This window comes from Sulfitobacter sp. (genome assembly GCF_036960155.1).
Taxonomy (GTDB): domain Bacteria; phylum Pseudomonadota; class Alphaproteobacteria; order Rhodobacterales; family Rhodobacteraceae; genus Sulfitobacter.
On the sequence record NZ_JBALWB010000003.1, the window covers coordinates 116,001 to 137,206 of the forward strand.

A 21,206-nucleotide genomic window follows, 5' to 3' on the forward strand; every position below is an offset into this window, starting at 1 on the left:
CGCAATCGATTCCTGAACGTCTTGAGCTGGCGCGTTTCACCAAGGATCGTCTTAAAGGCTGATTGCCGCTGATCGTTGGACCGGGATCCATGCGCACACCTGACAGTGTTGCCTTGGCGACAGGGGCACGGGAAATGAGGGCTGACGCAATTTTGCTGGGCACGCTGCCTTATTCAGTTCCGACCGAACGGGAGAATGCGCTTAACGCATTGGCGATTGACCGTGCTGAGAACCTGTTTGTGATGCTGTATAACTATCCGGGCCTGATGGGTGTGAATATGAGCGAAGAATTCCTCGATCGTGTGGGCCGTTCGCGCAATATTTGCGCGATTAAAGAAAGCTCAAGCGATATCAACCGCGTCCATCTTTTGGCGCGAGATTATCCGCATATCCCGATGTCATGCGGGATGGATGATCAGGCGTTGGAGTTTTTTGCATGGGGCGCGCAGCTGGGTCTGTGCGGGAAGTAACTTCCTGCCCAAAGAACACGTGGCGCTTTATCAAGCCTGTGCTGTTGAGGGTAATTTCGACAAGGGCCGCCGGATCATGTCGGCGATGATACCGCTGATGCGTGTGCTGGAGCAGGGAGGTGAATTTGCCCAATGCGTCAAAAACGGAGTGACAATGGCGGGGATCGGCACAGGCGGCATGATGCCGCCGCTTAAAACCTGAATTAAAATGATAACCGTGAGCTGGAACAGGTGGTGCGCGTCTTGTAATCCAATGTTGCGGCAATCGTGAAGGAGACAAACTGCTGACACGCGAGGAATACGGCACATTGGCTGCGGATATGGAATTTGCCACACTGGCGTTTGTTGATGGCGGGTATCGCCCAGCCGTATCCGGCAATACATTCGACAGCTTAATCCGGCTACTGGCACAGAATGCGGCCTTCGGTGCTGAGGACGTAGATTATGCGGTGTCCAAAGCCGCGAAGCATTTGAGGATGGCCGTTGGGCCGCGGGTTGCCCTGTTGTTAAACCTGCCGAAGAGACCTCTTTAACCACTTTGCGCGTCGCTGAGTTGGCGCATGAGGCTGGCTTGCCGCGTGGTGTGTTAAACGTGCTGCCGGGCTCTGGACCGGACGTAGGTGAACCGCTGGGCCATCACGTGAACGTAAATATGGTGAGCTTCACAGGCTCCACCGTCACGGGCAAACGCCTCCTTGGGTATGCGGGTGACAGCAACGCAAAAGAGATCGTGCTAGAGATGGGTGGTAAGAACCCGTGCATCGTTATGGATAACCCTGAAAACCTGGACCGCGTTGCTGCGCATATTGCCAATGGCGCGCTGTGGAACATGGGTGAGAATTGCTCGGCGATCAGCCGCTTGATCGTGCACAGCGATGTGAAGGCGACGCTGATGGACCGGATCGAGGCCTTTATGTGTGAATGGCCAATGGGGAATCCATTGGATCCTGAAACGCGTCTGGGCGCGAAGGTTAGCAGGGCGCATTTTGACAAGGTTGCAGGTCATCTGGCTGATGCCCGCGTTGGCTGCGGCACCGCTGAGGGCGCATTTGTCGAGGCGACTATGGTTGAGCTGCCTTCAAACGATCACTGACTGGGGCGTGAAGAAATATTCGGCCCTGTGCTGAGCGTGATTGAGGTTGCCTCTTTTGATGAGACGATCGCGGTAGTTAATGACACTGACTATGGTCTGTGCGCCAGCCTGCTTACCGCCAACGCCGAACACGCCTTGCGGGGCGCGCGCATGCTGCGGGCTGGTATTGTAAAGGTATATACCTAAGGTGAAGGCGATATCGCAACGCCGTTTGGTGGCTGCAAGTAATCGGGATTTGGCGGGCGTGATAACGGCGTGCATGGGTATGATCAGTCCACCCGGTTGAAAACCATCTGGCTGGACCTTAGCAATGATGAAAACGGGAGTGTGAGCTGATGCGTGTTGGATTTATTGGAACAGGTGAAATCGCGGCGGCGATGGTTGAAGGGCTGTCGGGCCGTGGCCACGAACTGCTGCTGTCTGAGCGTAACGCGCAGGTCGCGGCTACCCTCAAAGGGCAGTTTGCCGATGTTCAGGTTGCTGCCAACGCTGATGTGGTCGCGGGATCAGACGTGGTGTTTTTGTGCCTTATGGCTGACGTTGCGCGCGACGTTTTGATAGCGCTGCCGTGGCGCGCAGATCACTCCGTGATTTCCGTAATGGTTGATGTTCCACTGGCAGACTTGGCACGTCTTTGCGCACCCGCCCATGATATAGCGCTGACCATCCCTCTCAGTGCGGTTGCGGTGGGTGGTTCTGTGCTGCCGTGTCACCCCGAAAGCCGGGCGTTAATTGAACTATTTGGCGAAAGCGACACCATCATCAATGTACCAAGCGAGGCAGGGTTGAACGCGCACTTTGCAGCTTCTGCATTGTCTGCGCCGCTTTTGACGTTGATGCAAACCGGATCACAATGGCTGGCCGATCAGACTGGTGATCCACAAGGGGCTGAAACCTACGTCGCTGGCGTTTTTGCAGGCTTCCTGCGGCAGATGTCAGAACAAGGCGCTGACTTTGATCAGCTCTTACAAAGCCTAGCAACCGAAGGTGGGCTGAATGCGACCCTTAAGGAAGACATGGCGCATGCGGGGGCACCTGATGCGCTTCGTGCGGGTTTAAACAACCTCAAACCACGTTTGGGAATATGAGCTATACTGCTGCCCGAACACCGCGTTTTGCGTAATCTGCGGCCTGAGTTGAAATATTGGGGCGGGCTGTGCGTTATCCCGCGTTGACTGGCGCGCGCACGGCCGATGTTGTGGTTGTTGGGGTTGGGTTTACAGGGCTATCTGCTGCGTGGCGCTTGCTGCAGCTTGATCCTGAATTAAAGGTCACCTTGCTAGACGCATGGGACATTGTTGAGGGATTGGCGGGGCGTAAATCAGGGTTTGTGATCGATCTGCCTCACGATTTGGCATCCCAAGATTATGCAGGCAGAGGTGATGAGACCAGTCTAATCGCGCTGAACCGCACAGCGATAGCATTTGCCCAAGCGGTCAAGGCTGAGTACGAGATTGATCCTGCCTATGTTGATCCGGTTGGCAAAATAAACGGTGCGGCCTCGGAAACGGCAGATGCCCAGAACCGCAACTATGCCACCCATTTGGCTGCTTTGGGTAAAACATGCGAGCATATTGATGGTCAGTCAGTGACAGAGCTGACAGGCAGCAGGCACAATGTTTCTGGCCTCTATACGCCTGGCACATTGATGCTCCAGTCGGCTGGATATATCTAAGGGATGGCGTCGGGATTGGTCCATGCTGGTGTTGCAATGCATCCCCGCAGCGCTGTTTTGGGTTTTATGCGTGAGGGTGCTATATGGCGGGTCGGCACCGAAAATGGCCATATCGAGAGCTTTGGCATCGCAGGTGGTCGCTTGATGCAGCTCTTACCTATGCCTCCGTGACGCCTGAACTAGACGCAGATCAGCTGTCTGCGCTGGGCGGTGGGGTGTCACACTGTCGGATTCGATGGGTACAACGATGCGGCGTATCGATACTGGACAAGGTGGCAACCGGATTATCACGCACACCTGTGCGACGATCCAGCCAAACATGGAGGCCAGCCCGCGCGGCATTGCCTGCGCCAACGCGGTGCAACGTGTTAAATTCGCGGATCGGTTTCCGCAGTTGGAGGGTATCAAGATGGAATATAAATGGGCTGGGCATTTATGTCTTAGCCGCAATGGCGTGGCTGCCACTCAAGAGATCGAAGATGGTGTATTCACTGCGGCAGTTCAAAACGGTCTGGGCACCGCGCGCGGCAAACTGACCGGAATTGCCGCCGCTGAGGTCGGGATGGACCATGCCAGTGCGATAGGGGCGTATTTCAAAGCTGAGGATGCGCGTGTGAAGCTTCCGCCAAAGCCATTTGCGACATGGGGCGCAAATGCATACCTGCGCTGGAAAGAGGCGTGTGTGGGCTCCGAGTAGTGGACCGCTGCGCGCGGCTGTCGTAAAGACAGGATATGACACAACGCGCCTCCATTTTCGCCCGTATTCGCAATCGTTTGGCCAAAGCCAACCGCCGCCGCAGATTTGCCAGCGCGGTAGAACATTTGCACGGGGACAATTTTCACGTGCCAGAAGGCGAAGTACTGGCCATCGTGTTGGTGCGCGACGGCGCGTATTACCTTGATGCGTTTTTCGAATATTACCGCAAACTTGGCATCAGATACTTTGCGTTTATCGACAATGGCTCAACGGATGACACAATCACGCGCATACGAAATGAGGAGGGCTGTGTGGTTGACCGCGCTGTCCTGCCTTTGGCGCAATATGAGGACCTGATGCGGGGATACCCTGCGCAAAAATACGGGCAAAACCGCTGGTGTCTCTATGTAGACATGGACGAACAATTCGATTTTGAAGGCCGCGAAACCCACGGCCTGCCTGCGCTGATCCGCTATCTTGAGACACGCGGTGATACCGCTTTGATGGCCCAGATGCTTGAAATGTTCCCGCACGCGCCATTGGCTGACGTCAATGATCTTAGTTTTGGTCAGTCGCTAGAGGCTTTTGAATATTACGATATTAGCAGCGTTGACCAGTTTGAGTACCACTCGCCACAGATCGAATTCGAGGCACTGTTGCGCGGCAATTCTCTTACATCGGATGCTCTGATGTACCAATTTGGTGGTGTGCGGGGCAAGGTGTTTGGTGAGATGTGTTGCCTGACCAAACACCCACTTATCTTTAACGGCAGTGATGTCATTGCCGCGCCACATCCGCATTTATCGCAGAATGTGATTGTTTCAGATTTCACTGCGGTCATTCGCCATTACAAATTTGCAGGTAATGTTGCGGCACGCGACGCAGCAAGTGCCAACAGTGGTGATTTGGCGCATGGCGAAGATCAGGCGCGGTTGGATGTTCTATCTGCGCAATCTGAGCTGACTTTGTATTCAGATGCGGCACAAAAATGGTCAGGGTTTGCGCCGCTTTACGACGCGGGTTTCCTCAATGCCTCCGAAGGGTACCGCAGCTTTTTGACGGGGGATAAATCATGAGCATTGGCGCAATTGTCATCGGACGCAATGAGGGCGCGCGTTTGATTGCCTGCCTCGAAGGGTTAAGCGGTGTTGCGCCGCTGATCTATGTTGATAGCGGATCAACGGATGGGTCTGTTGATGCTGCGCGTACGCGTGGCGCGCAGGTGGTTGAGCTGGATATGTCCTTGCCTTTCACGGCCGCGCGGGCACGCAACGCTGGATTGGCGGCGCTTCCCAATGACGTCGATTTAGTGCAATTCCTCGATGGGGATTGCGTTGTGCAGGCAGGGTGGCTGGATCAGGCGCAAGCGTTTTTGGCGCAACACCCTGACGTTGCAGTTGTTTGTGGACGGCGGCGCGAAATGTACCCGGACGCATCGGTTTACAATGCAATGATCGATGATGAATGGGATACTCCCGTAGGAGAGACATTGGCCTGCGGGGGCGATGCTCTGATGCGCGTTGATGCATTGCGGGCCGTTCAGGGCTACCGCGAGGATCTGATTGCTGGCGAAGAGCCAGAACTGTGCGTGCGTCTTAGGCAAGTAGGCTGGCGGATTTGGCGATTGGAAGTAGAGATGACAGCGCATGACGCGCAAATCACGCAGTTTGGCCAGTGGTGGAAACGTACAAAGCGCGCAGGCCATGCCTTTGCTGAAGGGGCCGCATTGCACGGTGCCCCACCCGAGCGGCATTGGGTGGCGCAAACGCGGCGTGCGTTGATCTGGGGTGCGGCCCTGCCGATCTTTGTGGTGCTTGCGGCGATCTTCATCGGGCCTATAGGGTTGCTTTTGGTGCTGATCTATCCGTTGCAAATAGCGCGATTGGGGCGGCGCGGCGGTGTGTCATGGGCGTGTTTCAGTGTGCTGGGCAAATTCGCCGAGGCACGCGGTGCGTTGAGCTATTATTGGCGTCAGTTCACGGGCGGTAAAAAGCGCCTGATCGAGTATAAATAACTTCAGCGTTGGCGCCATGCATCCAATGTCAGCTTGGGCAGGATTGCAAAACACTTTGCATAGCGCGGGATCATCCGCTTGGGGCTTTGTAATGCGCGCCACAACCATTCTAGCGCCAATGCGCGCATGATCTTGGGTGCGCGCACCTGATGGCCTGACAAAAAATCCAGTCCTGCTCCGATGGAGGCAAACCCAACAGCTGGGCAACGGCCCCTTGCGAAGGCTGCAAACAGTTCTTGTTTAGGAGCGCCTAGCGCAATGAAGCACAGGCGGGCGCCACTCTCGTTAAGCATATCGCAGATTTCCTCAGCGGCTGCACCTGAGGGATCAAACCCGTATGCAGGCGCGTGTGTCATTACAACATTCACCCCCGGAACGCGGGCTTCTAGGGCTGCTTTCGCGCCGGAAAGTGCCTCGTCCGAGCTGCCCATCAGGGCGATAGGCATCTGCATTTCTGCGGCGAGTTCGGTCATTGGTATGACAAGGTCAGAGCCGGGCATGAGCTCTAGTGGGTGTTTGGCAAGCTGGGACAACCAGACAACAGGCCGTCCGTCAGCAACAACCAAATCCTGCGCGCGGTAAGCTTCGGCAAAGGTTGCTTCACTGGGCAGTTTGGTCAGGTGGTCTAGGTTCAACGTCGCGAGCGCGAATCCATCCCCTTGCGCAAATTTTGTGCGAACCGCGTGAAACAATGCCGCGCGGGTGGGGATATTGACCTCAACTGCGGAACGCCCTGTGCCAAATTTCATATCAGACCTGTGCAAGCTTGCCACAACGAGGTGTGGTTGGATGTGTGTAAAACGGCAAATAACCATTCTATTTCAATTGGATGTAGGATTATCCTGCTGTGGATAATCTATTTTGATGCAAACTAGCGTGATGACACTGGCCTGCCTAGAGTGTAAATGAAGGCGCATTCCCCCGTCCACACCCACAGGAGCATGATGCCCAACGCAATTGCATATCTGATGCTGCTGATTTGGCCGTTTGCCTGCCTTGTGTTGTTTCGCACGCAAGCAGTTGAACGGGCGATCGTTTGGTCGATCCTTGCGGGCTATCTTTTGCTGCCGCCCTTGGCCGAGTTTAACCTGCCACTGGTTCCGGGGATGGATAAGGTTTCGATCCCGAACCTGAGTGTTCTTTTCATTTTGATGTTCGCCACGGTGCATCAGGTCAGGCTGGTGCCAGAGGGAAGGGCCGCGAGGGCATTGGTGTTCTTGTTTGTGTTCAGCGCAATCCCGACAGTCCTAACCAACCGCGAACCGATCCTGTTTGAGGTTTTGCGCGATGCTGACCCTATTTTATTTTTGATTGATGCGCTGCCGGGGCAGTCGGTGCGTGATATTGGTTCGGTTCTTATTGGGCAGGTGCTTACGATTGTTCCCTTTCTTGTCGCGCGCCAGTTCCTAAGTTCAGAAGTTGGTCTGCGTGAGCTTTTGCTGGCTTTGATGGTCGGGGCGATTGCCTATTCGGTGCCTTCATTTGTTGAAATCCTAGTGTCACCGCAGATGAACATTTGGGTTTATGGGTTCTTCCAACACAGTTTTGAGCAAACCATTCGGGCAGGGGGCTATCGACCGATTGTGTTTTTGCCGCACGGTCTTTGGCTGGCGCTGTTTGTATGTACGGGTGCAATGGCGGCTGCGGCATTGGCTCGGATCACGTCAAGTTTAGATCGTTGGAAGGCCGTGCTTTGGATTTTATACCTGCTGCTGTTTCTGCTTGCGTGCAAAAGTGCGGCTTCCATCGCTTATGGCCTGTTGTTGGTGCCTGCGATTTACTTCATGCCGCGCCGCTGGTTGATCTTGATTGCAACTTTGTTTGCCATGATCGCGGTGACCTATCCAATGTTGCGCAACCTTGGGGTCGTCCCGACGGACGCTATTGTCGCTAAGGTTGCCGAGGCAAACCCGAACCGCGCGCAATCGCTTGGCTACCGCTTTGATAACGAAGAACAACTGCTTACCAGAGCGGCGCAAAAGCCAGCCTTTGGCTGGAGCGGATGGGGGCGCAGTCTGGTGCGCGATTCAGAGGATGGAGAAATCCTGACCATCCCGGATGGCCGTTGGATTATTGTTTTCGGCAGCTTTGGCTGGTTGGGGTATATCGCTGAGTTCGGCTTGCTAGCATTACCGCTGCTGTTGCTGGGCTGCCATGTAATGCGCCATCGAAATGTAGAACTGTCTCCCTATATCGGAGCGGTCGCTTTGATACTGGGGGTCACGTTGATGGATATGCTGCTCAACGCGACGCTAACGCCGTTCACATGGCTGACGGCGGGGGCCATCCTTGGCCATGTTGAGAAGCTCAACCCGAGGCGCGCTTTTGTTCCGCGCCATGCCTTGAAAAATACACCCGTTATGACACGTGAAAAACCAACCGAACGGGGCAGTATGTTGTGATTGCTTGATTTTAGGTGATTCTACCTGATCAAGGCATTTTCCTGTACTCGGTGTGTCATTGTTTCGGCACTTGTAACAATGCACGTGTTCTGAGGGGATTTAATATGCTAGTCTCCCCCTGCAAGACGGTTTGAAACTGGCCCCGCGCCATGAAATAAACACTATCAACACGTAGTAATGTGTTCGACGATTTTGGTCGTCTTAGTAAATGGTCCGCTATTATTTATCGCGTGGAGACACCTCTCCAACTCATGCGGGCCGAAGGGTGAGACCATATGACTGAGCAGAGCCGCAAAAAGATGTTGCAGGATGAAGATATCGCTATCGTGGGTATGGCGGTCAACGTGCCGGGTGCCGACACGGTGGCGGCTTTCTGGGATAACCTACGCGGCGGTGTGTCCTCTATCCGTAAGTTGAGCGAAGAAGAACTGCTTGCCGCGGGGGAGACACCACAAAACATCGCCCGCAAGAATTATGTGCGCTCTGCGGCTGACCTCAAAGGGTTTGAAACCTTTGATGCAGATTTCTTCGGCTTCTCGCCAAAAGACGCGGCCATTCTTGATCCTCAGCACCGCAAATTTCTTGAGGTTGCGTGGGAGGCGATGGAACAGGCAGGTCATGTGCCTGAAAATGTACCCGGTCCCATCGGTGTTTATGCAGGCTGCGGGATGGGCAGCTATTTCTATTTCAACATCTGTTCTAATCCTGATTTGGTTGATGATGTGGGCATGTTCTTGCTGCGCCACACGGGCAATGACAAAGATTTCCTATCCACCCGTGTAAGCCATGTGTTTGACCTCAAGGGGCCTTCGATAAACTTGCAAACGGCCTGCTCGACGTCTTTGGTTGCGATCCACTATGCCGCTGCTGCGCTACGCACGGGCGAGGTGGACATGGCGCTGGCGGGTGGTGTCACCATCGAACTGCCCCAAGGGCGCGGTTATGTGTTTAAGGAAAACGAAATCCTCTCACCGGATGGTGAGTGCCACGCGTTTGACCACCGCGCCCAAGGGACTGTTTTCGGGTCAGGGGCTGGCTGTGTCGCGCTCAAGCGTTTGTCAGATGCGCAAGCAGACGGCGATCACATTTGGGCTGTGATCAAGGGATCCGCACTCAACAACGACGGGGCAGCGAAAGCTGGATATCTTGCACCCTCCGTTGACGGACAAGCGCAGGCAATCGGCAAGGCGCTGGATGCGTCCGGCGTTGCTGCAGACCAGATTGAACTGATTGAATGTCACGGCACTGGTACGTATTTGGGGGACCCGATTGAGGTCGCCGCGCTGACCGAAGCTTACCGCATGCAAACTGATAAGGTCGATTATGCGCGTATCGGGTCGGTGAAAACCAACATCGGGCATTTGGACACGGCGGCTGGCGTGGCAGGATTGGTGAAGGCGTCCTTGGCGTTGCATCACAATGAAATGCCCCCCTCATTAGGGTATGAAGCACCCAACCCCGCAATTGGGTTTGAGGGCAGCCCGTTTTCCGTAAACGCGAAGCTCACTCCATGGCCGCGCCGAGATACGCCGCGCCATGCTGCAATTAACGCGCTTGGAGTTGGGGGCACAAACGCCCACGCCATCCTCGCCGAAGCACCTGTACGCGAAGCATCAGAAGAGAGCGATTTCCCCTTCCACGTGCTGTGCATTTCTGGCCGTTCAAAAGCAGCGCTAGACGCAAATGCGGCAGCCCTTGCGGCGCATCTGCGGGCGCATCCTGAACAAGACCTTGCTGACGTGGCCCATACGTTGAAAAACGGGCGCCGCGGGTTTGAGCGTCGCCGTGTTGTGGTGGCCGAAACCCACGCTGAAGCCGCCGCATTGCTGGAGGCTGGCGACACCCGCCGCGTGTTCACTCACGAAGTTCTGGGCGTAGATCCCGAAGTTGTCTTTATGTTCCCAGGAGGTGGGGCGCAGTATCCTGAGATGGCCCGCGATCTGTATGAAACCGAGCCAACCTTTGCCGAGGCGATGGACCGTGGCCTTGATCACCTCGCGCCTCAGTTGGATTACGATATTCGCGCGCTTTGGTTGCCTGATGGCGACACAGATGCAGCCGCTGAAACGCTCAAGAAACCCTCTGCGCAATTGCCCCTAATAGCCATCGTTGAATACGCGCTTGCGCAGCTCTGGATCAGCTGGGGCGTGAAACCTGCCGCGATGGTGGGCCATTCAATGGGGGAAAACGTCGCGGCCTGTCTTGCGGGCGTGATGAGCTTTGAAGATCTGATTGATTTGGTGCTGCTGCGCGGACGCCTTTTCGATACCGTGCCAGCGGGCGGCATGCTGAGCGTGCCACTGTCCCTTGAGGCGACGCGCCCCTACCTGAGCGATGATCTGGATATCGCCAGCGTAAACGGACCCGAACTGACAGCTATTTCCGGCCCTGATGCTGCGCTAAAGGCTTTGGCCGAACGCCTGACCGCTGATGATATCGAAAGCCAACGCATAGCGATCGACATCGCGGCCCATAGTCGAATGTTGGAACCCATTCTTAACGAATACCGCGCTTTCCTTACTGGGTTGAACCTAAAAGCCCCGACAATGACGTTTATGTCCAACCGCACAGGCGTGGCGATTACAGCAGCCCAAGCAACCGATCCAGATTACTGGGTCGAGCAACTGCGCAATACCGTGTATTTTGCCGATTGCATCACCACTTTGAGCGCCGAAGAAGGCCGCGTGTTCCTTGAAGTAGGACCCGGTAAGGCACTGTCATCACTGGCACAGATGTGCCCCGCCGTTAAACCTGCCCAAGTGCTGAGCACCTTGCGCCATCCCGATCAACAGATTGCGGATGATATGTATTTCATGGGCGTCATCGGCAGGCTTTGGGCTTGCGGTGTTGAGGCCGACTGGGATCAGATTTGGGGCGAAGCACGCCGTAATCGCGTCCTGTTGCCAACATACCAGTTCCAACGCAGCCCCTATTTCATTGAACCAAGCACACAATCCGTGATGTCACAAACGCCCGAAATCGCCCGACTTGATGACATGTCAGATTGGGGCGCTGTGCCAAGCTGGCGCGCGCAATACGCTGATGTGGACGCCGACCTAGATGCAGCTTTGACGACGGCAGAGGGTGAAAACTGGTTGGTGTTCGCCGATCAGGATGGCGTTGCGACATCTGTTATTGCGCGCCTGCGCAGCGTTGGTGCAACCGTGAATGTGGTTGAGGCTGGCGATAGTTTTACAGACATGGGCGAGGGGCGTTTCACACTAGCGCCTGAGCAGGGCCGTGAAGGCTATGATGCATTGATTGCCGCACTGGTTGCCGCCGAACAATCACCCACTCGGATCGCCCATTTCTGGGGCATCACCAGCGCAGAAACCCATCGCCCAGGGAGCAGTTTTTATGACCGCACTCTGGAGCAAGGTTTTTACAGCTTGCTGTGGCTGGCCCAAACCCTGTCAGAGCGTGAAGACGCATCGCAAACACACCTGAGCATATTTACCAATGGAGCGGCTCAAGTTGCATCTGAAGCGCTGCCTTATCCTGAAAAAGCTATGATCAGTGGCCCTGCTGGCGTTATGCCACATGAAATCACCGACCTTACTGTTGCCACTGTTGATGTGGTCCTGCCAAAGGCGGCAGCGCCGAAATCCATGTTTGCCCGTTCTACTGAACCAGCCGCAGATATTACCGACACGCTGCTTGAAGAGCTACTTGCGACGCCCGCAAATGCGGTGGTGGCCCTGCGGGACGGACGTCGTTTTGTCCAAGGGTTCCGGACCCAGCGATTGGCGCAAATTGAAACACCAGCCCTTAAACGCGGTGGAACTTTCCTGATCACAGGCGGTTTTGGCGGCATTGGCCAGACGATTGCGGCAGATTTACTATCCTCGCATGACGCGCATGTTGTGCTTCTGAGCCGTACTCCATTGCCACCGCGAGAGGCATGGCCGCGCGTTATGCAAACGACCCATGCGGGTGATGCAACCGCGCGCCGCATTCGGGCGGTTCAGCGCCTTGAGGCGCTTGGCGGTTCCGTCGAAGTGGCCGCCGCTGATGTGATGAACGTGGCGCAGATGCGCAAAGTTATTGATGGGTTGCGCGCACGCGGCACAATCGACGGTGTGATCCACGCCGCTGGTGTGCTGGATGATGCACCGCTGCTGGGCAAAACGCAGGCGCAGGTTGATGCGGTGCTCGCACCCAAAGTACAAGGCTTGCGGGTGCTGGACCAATTGCTGCCAGATGGCGCGGTAGATTTGATGGTGCTCTTTGCTTCCACATCAACCGCGACGCGTGCAGCTGGTCAGGTCGATTACGTTGCTGCCAATGACTACCTCAATGCGTTCGCCAAGGGGCGCGCAGGCGGAAAAACCCGTGTCGTTGCCTTAAACTGGGGTGTTTGGGCGGATGTTGGCATGGCGGCCGAGGCCGTAGGGCACACGCCTGTCGAAACACTGCCGCCGCGTGCAATTGATGCGCCGATGTTGGACACAATCGAAGTGTTGGAGGGCGAGACACGTTTTGCCGCCACTCTGGACGCAAAAAACGATTGGGTCTTGGACCAACACCGGATGGCAGATGGCGCTGCCGTCATGCCCGGCACAGGGATGGTTGAGGCAATTGCACAGGCAGCGCAAGGCGCTGGCCTGAACGCGCCCTTTGTGCTGCGCGACCTGTATTTCCTGCGCGCTTTTAATGCGCCGGAAGGGACCACACGCCAGATGCGCGTGACTTTGGAACAGCAAACAGATGGTTTTGGCGCGACTTTGCGCAGTGATTGCACGTTGGATGGCCGCGACGGTTGGCAGGCGCACGCGGAAGCTCAGATAGGGGCAACACGGAGGGCCGCGCAGCCCGTTGATCTCGAAGGTATCTCTAACCGTCTTGGTGCAGTGCAAGAAGATGGTGGCGCGCATATGCCCACCCCTCAAGAGGCGCATTTACGTTTTGGGATGCAGTGGCAAGTACTGCGCGCACGCCAGTTGGGTGAGGCCGAGGGCCTTGCGCGGCTGATGCTGGATACACCGTTGGATACCGGACAAATCCTGCATCCGGGGCTGATGGATTTGGCAACAGGCTGGGGCATGGAATTGGCACCGGGGTATGACGGGACAGACCTTTGGGTGCCGATGTCATACGGTGAAATCACCGTTCATGCGCCGCTGAAATCCGAGATTTACAGCTGGATGCGCCTCAGTGCATCTGGCACTGATGATGCGCGGTTTGACGTGACAATCTGCGATGCGGACGGAGCCGTTCTGGTTGAGGTTACTGATTTCGCCATGACGCGCCTAGCAGGTGGCTTTGCTGCGCAAACAGCACCGGTCAGCGCCTCGGAGGTTGCGTTTGATGTTGATCCACAAGCGGAGGATCGCCCGCAAACCGATGCCGAAGAACGCCTAGCCTATATGGTTGCCCAAGGCATCACAGCAGCAGAGGGGCCAGCAGCCCTGTCACGCGCATTGGCGCTGAATGTGCCGCAAGTTTATGTGTCTTCATTGCCGCTACAGGCGCTGATAACGCAGGCTGATACGCCGCCGCGTGAGATGCCCAAAGGCCAAAGCTTTGAGCGGACTGATCTGGAAGGGTTTGTTGCGCCGGAAGGCCCTGTGCAAACAGGTTTGGCGGAAATGTGGTCAACGCTGCTGGGGGTTTCACCTGTTGGTGCGGATGACAGTTTCTTTGATCTGGGCGGTCATTCGTTGATCGCGGTGCGGTTGTTTGCGGCCGTAAAGCGTGAATACGGTGTTGAGTTCCCGATTTCGGTGTTGTTTGAGGCGCCGACAATTGCGGATATCGCCGCGCGTATCACTGAACAGACGGGCGAGATCGCCGACACTGACACGGCAGACACGGAGACATCCAAGCCGACGTTCATCCACCTTGTGCCGCTCAACGGGGTTAAACCAACGCAGGCTGCACCGTTGTTTGTAGTGGCTGGGATGTTCGGCAATGTTCTTAACCTGCGCCATCTGGCGTTACAGTTTGCCGATGCGCGCGCGGTCTACGGGTTGCAGGCACGTGGGTTGATCGGTGACAGTGCACCGCATGACACGATTGCGGCCGCTGCCAAGGATTATATCGCTGAAATTCGACAGGTTCAGGCGCATGGTCCCTATTTGTTATCGGGTTTCTCAGGTGGTGGGATAACCGCCTATGAGATGGCACGCCAATTGAAATCTGCAGGCGAAGAGGTTGCTGTTCTGGCGCTGCTGGATACGCCGCTGCCCGTGCGCCCAAGTCTTAGCAAGCCCGACAAGGCGCGGATCAAGATCGCAGAGTTGCGCGAAAAAGGGCCGCGTTATCTGTTGGAATGGGCGCAAAACCGCATTGCTTGGGAAAAGAGCAAACGTGAGGGGCATGTCGAAGACACTGCTGGTGCCCAGTTCAACAACACAAAAATCGAGGCTGCATTTCTGCGGGCTGTTGGCCAGTATCAGACGCCTGATTGGGACGGGGCGATGATATTGCTGCGCCCAGCACTTGATCGCCGTTTCAAGGTAGGCGGTGGCAATTGGGTCAGCGAAGCGCGCGAGTACGTTTTCGATGATAATGAATGGACGCAATTTGCGCCGCATGTTCGCGTGATCGAAGTTCCGGGGGATCATGATAGTATGGTGCTATCCCCGAATGTAGTTGTGATGGCAGCAGAGCTGCGTGAAGTAATTTTCGAGGCGCTGGACACCCAAGCACCTCGTCAGGCGACGGCGGCAGAGTAACGATATGACTAAACCAAACGTCTTATGCATTTTACTTAATTTTTGCACACCTGATATGACCCTGCGCGCAGCAGAGGCGGCATTGGCTGATCTGCACGCCTTGGGCGGTGAGCTGGTGATCGTCGATAACGCCTCGGGCGATGGATCGTATGAGACATTAGCGCGTGAAGTCGCCGCGCGTGGCTGGGCGGAAAACGGATTGGTGCGCGTTATCGCATCCCCTGTGAATGGCGGGTTTGGCGCGGGCAATAACATCGGTTTGCGCATGAAAATGAGCAATGCCAGCAGCCCTCATTATTTCTATGTTCTGAACTCTGATGCATTTCCGGATGCCGGATGTAGTGCTGCATTGGTTGAGCATCTTGAGGCGCACCCAAAGGCAGGTTTTGCATGCAGTCACGTGCGCGGTGAGGACAACATTGTTCACACCACTGCTTTCCGCTTTCCCAGCATTGCAGGCGAATTTGTCGGTGCGGCGCGGCTTGGGTTTATTGACCGGATGTTGCCGGATGCGCCCGTTCCCATGCCACAACCACATGAGACCTGCCAAGTCGACTGGAGCGCGGGTGCTTCGATGATGATACGTCGCAGCATGCTGGACGAGATCGGCGCTTTCGATGAAACTTTTTTCCTGTATTTTGAAGAAACTGACCTATGCTTGCGCGCCGCACGCGCGGGCTGGTCGTGCTGGTATGTTCCGGATAGCCGCGTTGTGCACATTGGCTCGGTTTCTACGGGCATGAAAATCAAACGTAGGATGCCATCCTATTGGTACGATTCCCGCAGACATTATTTCATTAAAAACCATGGCCGCGTTTACGCCATAACGGCGCTGTTTGCCCATCTCGCAGGCGGTATTTTGCACCGCCTAAGATCAGGCATTGCGGGTCGTCGCCCCCAAGACCCAAACTGGTTCTTGGCTGATTTGGTGACCCACGCCGCTACCCCATATCGTACGTCCTCGGAGGACCGTTTATGACTGCTCCCTTTAATGCCGCAAGCTATTCCTGTGTGATCCTTGGCGATCAATCTTTGACGATTGCATGTGCCGATATGATTGTTGCAGGGGGGCATACCGTAGCCGCGCTGGTAAGCACGGATGCAGATGTGCGCAATTGGGCTGAAGCCAAGGGGATCTCTGTTTTTGAGAAGCCTGTTAACTTGGTAGATGCGGGTTTACCTGCGTTTGACTGGCTTTTGAGCATCGCAAACCTGCGCATTATTCCGGATGATGTACTGGCTTTGCCGGCAAAGGGCGCGGTCAACTTCCATGATGGTCCATTGCCGCGTTACGCTGGTTTGAACACGCCTGCATGGGCCATCATCAACGGCGAGGCGCAGCATGGCGTCAGCTGGCACATGATTGAGGGCGGCGTTGATGAGGGAGATCTGTTGGCCCAAGAGCTGATGGATATTGCACCAGATGAGACTGCCTTTAGCCTGAATTCAAAGTGCTATGCGGCAGGTATGGAGAGCTTTGGCCGTGTTATGGCGCAGCTTGAAAGTGGCACGCTGGAACGCAGTGCTCAAGACCTGAGCCAGCGCAGCTATTTTGCGCGCGATCAGCGGCCAGCGGTGTTGGGAATGATTGATTTCAGTCAGAGCACACAGCAGATCACTGCCTTGTTGCGCGGTCTGGATTTTGCCGGATATTGGAACCCGCTGGGCGTGGCCAAGATTGCGGTTAATGGTGTGGTTTTTGCCGTAAGTTCAGGAGAACCATCTGGCGCAAGCGGTACAGTAGGAACCGTAATTGAAGCGGGACAGCAAACGATGGTTGTTGGTACTGCTGATGGTGCGGTTACGCTTGCAGGTGTAAAGCCGTTGAACGGTTATGCGGCCCTTCCTGTTGTTGGAACCCAGTTGCAAGCTGTTGATGCGACATTGACGGATGCGCAGACCCGCATGATTGCGGACGAAATCTATTGGCGTGCCAAATTATCTGCGATTGAACCGTTACCTGTTCCTTTAGCGCAGAGCACTGCTTCTGGTGAATGGGTGACGCGCAGCGTTGCGTTGCCGACGGGCAGTACAGCAGAGGAAACAGTTCGCGCGATTTTGGCGGCTCTAACATTAGGTGCAGGGCAGGCGGCAGGTGATGTCGGTTATGCGATTAGTGGCGCAGTTGAAGGCTTTACCGCAGATTGGGTGCCGCTGCGCAGTGACGCAGCACTTGCCGCACAGCTTGCACGGATATCCAAAACGGCAGGTTTTGCGGCGGATCTAGCGCTGCGTGATCCTGCAATTGAGCTGGTGCAGCCCGCGATCATAATTGCTGACGCGCCTGTTGAGGGTAGCGTTCTGACGTTAGTTTTGAGTGACAATTCGCTCACGATGCATTGTGACAGTGGGCTGCTTGATGATGGCGCGATGGATATGATAGCCGCGCGTTTCGCTCATTGTGTGAGTGGTGCAGACGGCCTGCCAGCGACGGAGAAATCCGCTCTGATAGAGACGTGGAATGCAACCGATACTGATTACGAAGCATTACCAATCCATACGGCCTTTGAAGCGCAGGTTAACCGCACTCCAGAGGCAACAGCATTGGTGTTTGAGGATCAAACGTTCAGTTACCGTGCGCTGAACGAAGCTGCAAACCAACTGGCGCACCGTTTGATTACAGAAGGCGTAATAACAGGCACACCTGTTGGCTTGGCAACTTCGCGCGGACCTGACCTGTTAATCGGCGCGCTTGGTATTCTCAAAGCGGGCGGGGCCTATGTGCCGCTGGATCCTGCGTACCCGGTTGATCGGATCAAACACTATATTGCCGACAGCGGCGCGCCTGTGATTGTGACGCAATCGGCGTTGGCCGATAGCCTGCCAAAAGGCAGTGCAAAACTATTGGTTCTTGATACAGATAGTGATCTTACAACGGCGTCTACCTCCAACCCTGATGCGGGCGCTGGTGCGGATACGTTGGCGTATTTGATCTACACTTCAGGTTCTACGGGCACGCCAAAGGGCGTGATGGTCGGCCATGGCAATGTCGCCAATTTCTTTGTTGGGATGGATCAGCGCATCACCCATACTGAGGGGGACGCATGGCTGGCAGTCACCAGCTTGTCTTTCGACATTTCTGTGCTTGAGCTGTTCTGGACCCTTAGCCGGGGCTTTAAGCTGGTGCTTGCTGGGGACGACAGCCGTACCGAGCTGAGCCGTGGGCCAATTGCGGTGTCTGATCGCAAGATCGCCTTTAACCTGTTTTATTGGGGCAATGACGATGGCGTTGGTCGCGAAAAATACCGTCTCCTGCTGGAAGGTGCGAAATTTGCCGATGCAAATGGATTCAATGCTATTTGGACGCCTGAGCGTCACTTTCACGCCTTTGGTGGCCCTTATCCCAACCCGTCAGTAACAGGTGCAGCGGTCGCTGCGGTGACCCAAAACCTTGATGTGCGTGCGGGGTCGTGTGTGGCACCGCTTCACCATCCGGCGCGTATCGCCGAAGAATGGGCCGTTATTGATAACCTCACCAACGGGCGTGTTGGGCTGGCCATCGCAAGTGGCTGGCAGCCGGATGATTTTGTCCTACGGCCGGAAAATACACCACCCAATAACAAGCCAGCAATGTACAAAGCGATTGATCAATTGCGTCAGTTGTGGCGCGGTGATGCGGTCGAATTCCCAACCAAAGATGGCACGCCCTTTGGGGTGGTCACACAGCCGCGTCCGGTGTCCAAAGAACTGCCAATTTGGGTGACGACTGCTGGCAATCCTGAGACATGGAAAGAGGCGGGTCAGATCGGTGCTAATGTTCTGACGCACCTGTTGGGTCAATCGGTGGCTGAGGTTGCGGATAAGATCAAAATCTATCACGCGGCCCTGCGCGAAGCAGGTCACGATCCGGCGAACTTTAACGTGACAGTTATGTTGCACACCTATTTGGCCGAAACGCGGGAGCTTGCCGAAGAAATCGCGCGCAATCCAATGAAGGAATACCTGCGTTCTGCTGCTGGTCTGATCAAACAATATGCTTGGGCCTTTCCTGCATTCAAAAAGCCTAAAGGTGTTACCAACCCGTTTGAGGTGGACCTTGCTGGTTTGGACGATGAAGAAATGGAAGCGATCCTTGAATTCGCGTTCCAGCGATACTTCAATGACAGCGGTCTTTTTGGCACCATTGAGGACGGCATAGCACGCGCAGAAGATCTCAAACGGATCGGCGTGGACGAAATTGCCTGCCTGATCGATTATGGCATTGATGTCGACACGGTCATGGAAGGCCTAAAACCACTGGCCGAAGTGCTCAAACGCTCAAATGCGGGTGCTATGCTGCAGGATGATGATTTCTCGCTGGCCGCACAACTGATGCGTCACAAGGTCAGCCACATGCAATGTACCCCGTCCATGGCACAGATGCTGGTGATGAACGACGAAACACGTCATGCGCTTTCAGGTTTACAAGAGCTGATGGTCGGCGGCGAAGCATTACCGGGTGCGCTGGCATCTGAGCTGATCAAGGCTTGCGGCGGGCGGGTGCAGAATATGTACGGCCCAACTGAGACGACAATCTGGTCCACAACACAAATGGTGACCCATGCCGAAGCTACTGCGGCTATTGGTACGCCAATCGCAAATACGCAGGTCTATGTGCTGGATGATGCACTTGCGCCGCGCCCTGCCGGTGTCGCGGGAGAGTTGTATATTGCGGGTGATGGCGTGACGCACGGGTATTGGAACCGCGCAGAAATGACCGCGGAGCGATTTGTCGACAACCCGTTTGGCACAGGAAACATGTACCGCACCGGCGACCTAGCTGCATGGCGCAGTGATGGCACGCTTGGCTTTATGGGTCGTGCGGATGATCAGGTGAAAATCCGCGGCCATCGCATTGAACTGGGTGAGATCGAGAGCGCGCTTGCCGCGCAGGTCGGGATCACACAAGCCGTGGTTGTGGCCCGTGACGGGCCCGGTGGTGCGCAGCTGGTTGGGTATGTGACGGGCAACGACCTCAATGAGGAGGCGCTGCGCCGTGCTCTTGGTGAGACATTGCCGGACATCATGGTGCCTGCGCGCATCGTCGAAATAGCGAAAATGCCCTTAACGCCGAACAAGAAAATTGACCGCAAAGCATTGCCAGCGCCAACCGCCAAAGTTGCAGAGCAGATCACAGCCGAGGTTGCACCTGAGGGGGACACCCAAGCAGCAATTGCCAGCGTTTGGAGCGCAATCTTAGGCGTCACAAACATTCGCTCATCGGATAACTTCTTTGCATTGGGCGGGCATTCATTACTGGCTGTTCAGGCGCACCGCGATATCAAGGCGGCGCTGGGCGCGGATAAGCTGGGGATCACAGATATCTTCCGCTTCCCAACGCTGGCAGGGCTGGCGGCGCATTTGGACAAAGGCAAAACACCACTCCCGGCTCCTGTTATTGAGGACACCCCAGCAAGATCAGAAACCATGTCGAAACGCCGCGCAATGCGCGCAGGACGGAGCAAGGCAGACACGTGATTTCCGAGCTTAATCCAGATCTTGTACAGGGGTTGACCGAGTTGGTCCTGCCCAAAGGCTTGGCCATTGTGGCGCGCGATCCGCGGCGCATTCCGGTTACGGTGGACCCTCAAGAAGGGATTGCCGTCAAAGACGCGGTGCCGCGTCGGGTTGCAGAATTCCATGCAGGGCGCGCGGCGGCCCGCGCTGCAATGGTTGCATTAGGGATGCCGCCACGACCGATCCCGATGGGACCGGACCGTGCACCGATCTGGCCCAACGGGCTGGCGGGTAGTATTTCGCATTCTGCTGATGCTTGTGTTGCTGCGGTAGGTTTACGTGACGATTGGGCGGGTGTGGGTGTTGACCTCGAAGAAGCAACAGCATTGGACCCATTATTGGTTGGCGAAATTTGTACCAAGTCAGAACAGCGATGGTTGGGCAAGCAGCCTCCGTCAGAGCGTGGATTAATGGCAAAGCTGATATTTTCAGCAAAAGAAGCAGCCTATAAGGCTCAATATCCTATTAGCCGCGTAGTCTTTGGATTTGATGTGCTAGAGATCACGATCGATAGGGATACGACCCGTTTTGAAGCGGTCTTTCAGTCCTCTCAGGGGAGTATCCCAGCGGGGGCGGTTCTTGTTGGTTCTTATGCGCATGCGGCGGGCCTTCTTGTCACTGGCGTGGCAATTCGGCAATCTGAAATGGAGCGATTGACCAACACATGAGAGGGCAGGCGTGA

The 21,206-nt window shown here is 55.6% G+C and carries 13 protein-coding genes and 1 pseudogene; 13 read left to right on the forward strand and 1 reads right to left on the reverse strand.

Annotation, left to right across the window (positions count from 1 at the left end; translation table 11 throughout):
* Positions 1-89 precede the first annotated feature (89 nt).
* The 8 genes and pseudogenes from V7775_RS24740 (at position 90) to V7775_RS10615 (ending at position 5,949) form a co-directional block, all read left to right on the forward strand.
* Positions 90-470 (forward strand): dihydrodipicolinate synthase family protein, encoded by a 381-nt coding sequence (locus V7775_RS24740; RefSeq protein ID WP_443070113.1) that lies wholly within the window; start codon positions 90-92, stop codon positions 468-470.
* Positions 471-489: 19 nt separating this feature from the next.
* Entirely contained in the window at positions 490-672 is a 183-nt protein-coding gene (locus V7775_RS24745; protein ID WP_443070114.1) for a hypothetical protein, read from the forward strand.
* 118 nt (positions 673-790) lie between these two features.
* Positions 791-1,899: pseudogene (locus V7775_RS10590) on the forward strand (aldehyde dehydrogenase family protein).
* Complete coding sequence (locus V7775_RS10595) at positions 1,899-2,651, forward strand: NAD(P)-binding domain-containing protein (RefSeq protein WP_335751864.1); 753 nt, start codon at positions 1,899-1,901, stop codon at positions 2,649-2,651. Before V7775_RS10590 ends, V7775_RS10595 begins: the two are co-directional and overlap by 1 nt.
* A 68-nt stretch (positions 2,652-2,719) precedes the next feature.
* Complete coding sequence (locus V7775_RS10600; protein WP_335751865.1) at positions 2,720-3,238, forward strand: FAD-dependent oxidoreductase; 519 nt, start codon at positions 2,720-2,722, stop codon at positions 3,236-3,238.
* A 247-nt stretch (positions 3,239-3,485) separates the two neighbouring features.
* Positions 3,486-3,935, forward strand: a complete 450-nt coding sequence (locus V7775_RS10605) for a hypothetical protein (RefSeq protein ID WP_335751866.1) — start codon at positions 3,486-3,488, stop codon at positions 3,933-3,935.
* A 35-nt stretch (positions 3,936-3,970) separates the two neighbouring features.
* Positions 3,971-5,011, forward strand: coding sequence for a glycosyltransferase family 2 protein (locus V7775_RS10610; RefSeq protein WP_335751867.1), 1,041 nt, complete (start codon positions 3,971-3,973; stop codon positions 5,009-5,011).
* Positions 5,008-5,949 carry a glycosyltransferase family 2 protein gene (locus tag V7775_RS10615; protein WP_335751868.1) on the forward strand — a complete coding sequence of 314 codons (942 nt, stop codon included), beginning with the start codon at positions 5,008-5,010 and terminating at the stop codon, positions 5,947-5,949. The genes V7775_RS10610 and V7775_RS10615 overlap by 4 nt, the downstream gene beginning before the upstream one ends.
* A gap of 2 nt (positions 5,950-5,951) precedes the next feature.
* On the opposite strand, the gene V7775_RS10620 is transcribed toward V7775_RS10615, so the two are convergent.
* Positions 5,952-6,698 carry a WecB/TagA/CpsF family glycosyltransferase gene (locus V7775_RS10620; RefSeq protein WP_335751869.1) on the reverse strand — a complete coding sequence of 249 codons (747 nt, stop codon included), beginning with the start codon at positions 6,696-6,698 and terminating at the stop codon, positions 5,952-5,954.
* Positions 6,699-6,893: 195 nt separating this feature from the next.
* Between V7775_RS10620 and V7775_RS10625 the strand changes: the two genes are divergently transcribed.
* The 5 genes from V7775_RS10625 (at position 6,894) to V7775_RS10645 (ending at position 21,192) form a co-directional block, all read left to right on the forward strand.
* On the forward strand, positions 6,894-8,351 hold the full coding sequence (locus tag V7775_RS10625) for a hypothetical protein (RefSeq protein WP_335751870.1): 1,458 nt from the start codon (positions 6,894-6,896) through the stop codon (positions 8,349-8,351).
* Between the two features lie 275 nt (positions 8,352-8,626).
* Positions 8,627-15,028 carry a type I polyketide synthase gene (locus V7775_RS10630; protein ID WP_335751871.1) on the forward strand — a complete coding sequence of 2,134 codons (6,402 nt, stop codon included), beginning with the start codon at positions 8,627-8,629 and terminating at the stop codon, positions 15,026-15,028.
* A gap of 4 nt (positions 15,029-15,032) precedes the next feature.
* The gene (locus V7775_RS10635; RefSeq protein ID WP_335751872.1) at positions 15,033-16,007 is read left to right on the forward strand and encodes a glycosyltransferase family 2 protein; all 975 of its coding nucleotides are present in this window, start codon (positions 15,033-15,035) and stop codon (positions 16,005-16,007) included.
* Positions 16,004-20,485 (forward strand): MupA/Atu3671 family FMN-dependent luciferase-like monooxygenase, encoded by a 4,482-nt coding sequence (locus tag V7775_RS10640; protein WP_335751873.1) that lies wholly within the window; start codon positions 16,004-16,006, stop codon positions 20,483-20,485. The genes V7775_RS10635 and V7775_RS10640 overlap by 4 nt, the downstream gene beginning before the upstream one ends.
* Positions 20,482-21,192: a 4'-phosphopantetheinyl transferase family protein gene (locus V7775_RS10645; RefSeq protein WP_335751874.1), complete on the forward strand. Its 711-nt coding sequence runs from the start codon at positions 20,482-20,484 to the stop codon at positions 21,190-21,192. Before V7775_RS10640 ends, V7775_RS10645 begins: the two co-directional genes overlap by 4 nt.
* The last annotated feature ends 14 nt before the right edge of the window (positions 21,193-21,206 follow it).

Bases quoted from the DNA above. Each gene is read 5' to 3' on its own strand.
- V7775_RS10620 (WP_335751869.1), bottom strand. From the start codon at position 6,698: ATGAAATTTGGCACAGGGCGTTCCGCAGTTGAGGTCAATATCCCCACC.
- V7775_RS10625 (WP_335751870.1), top strand. From the start codon at position 6,894: ATGCCCAACGCAATTGCATATCTGATGCTGCTGATTTGGCCGTTTGCC.
- V7775_RS10640 (WP_335751873.1), top strand. From the start codon at position 16,004: ATGACTGCTCCCTTTAATGCCGCAAGCTATTCCTGTGTGATCCTTGGC.
- V7775_RS10615 (WP_335751868.1), top strand. From the start codon at position 5,008: ATGAGCATTGGCGCAATTGTCATCGGACGCAATGAGGGCGCGCGTTTG.
- V7775_RS10635 (WP_335751872.1), top strand. From the start codon at position 15,033: ATGACTAAACCAAACGTCTTATGCATTTTACTTAATTTTTGCACACCT.
- V7775_RS24740 (WP_443070113.1), top strand. From the start codon at position 90: ATGCGCACACCTGACAGTGTTGCCTTGGCGACAGGGGCACGGGAAATG.
- V7775_RS10630 (WP_335751871.1), top strand. From the start codon at position 8,627: ATGACTGAGCAGAGCCGCAAAAAGATGTTGCAGGATGAAGATATCGCT.
- V7775_RS10610 (WP_335751867.1), top strand. From the start codon at position 3,971: ATGACACAACGCGCCTCCATTTTCGCCCGTATTCGCAATCGTTTGGCC.
- V7775_RS10595 (WP_335751864.1), top strand. From the start codon at position 1,899: ATGCGTGTTGGATTTATTGGAACAGGTGAAATCGCGGCGGCGATGGTT.
- V7775_RS10605 (WP_335751866.1), top strand. From the start codon at position 3,486: ATGCGGCGTATCGATACTGGACAAGGTGGCAACCGGATTATCACGCAC.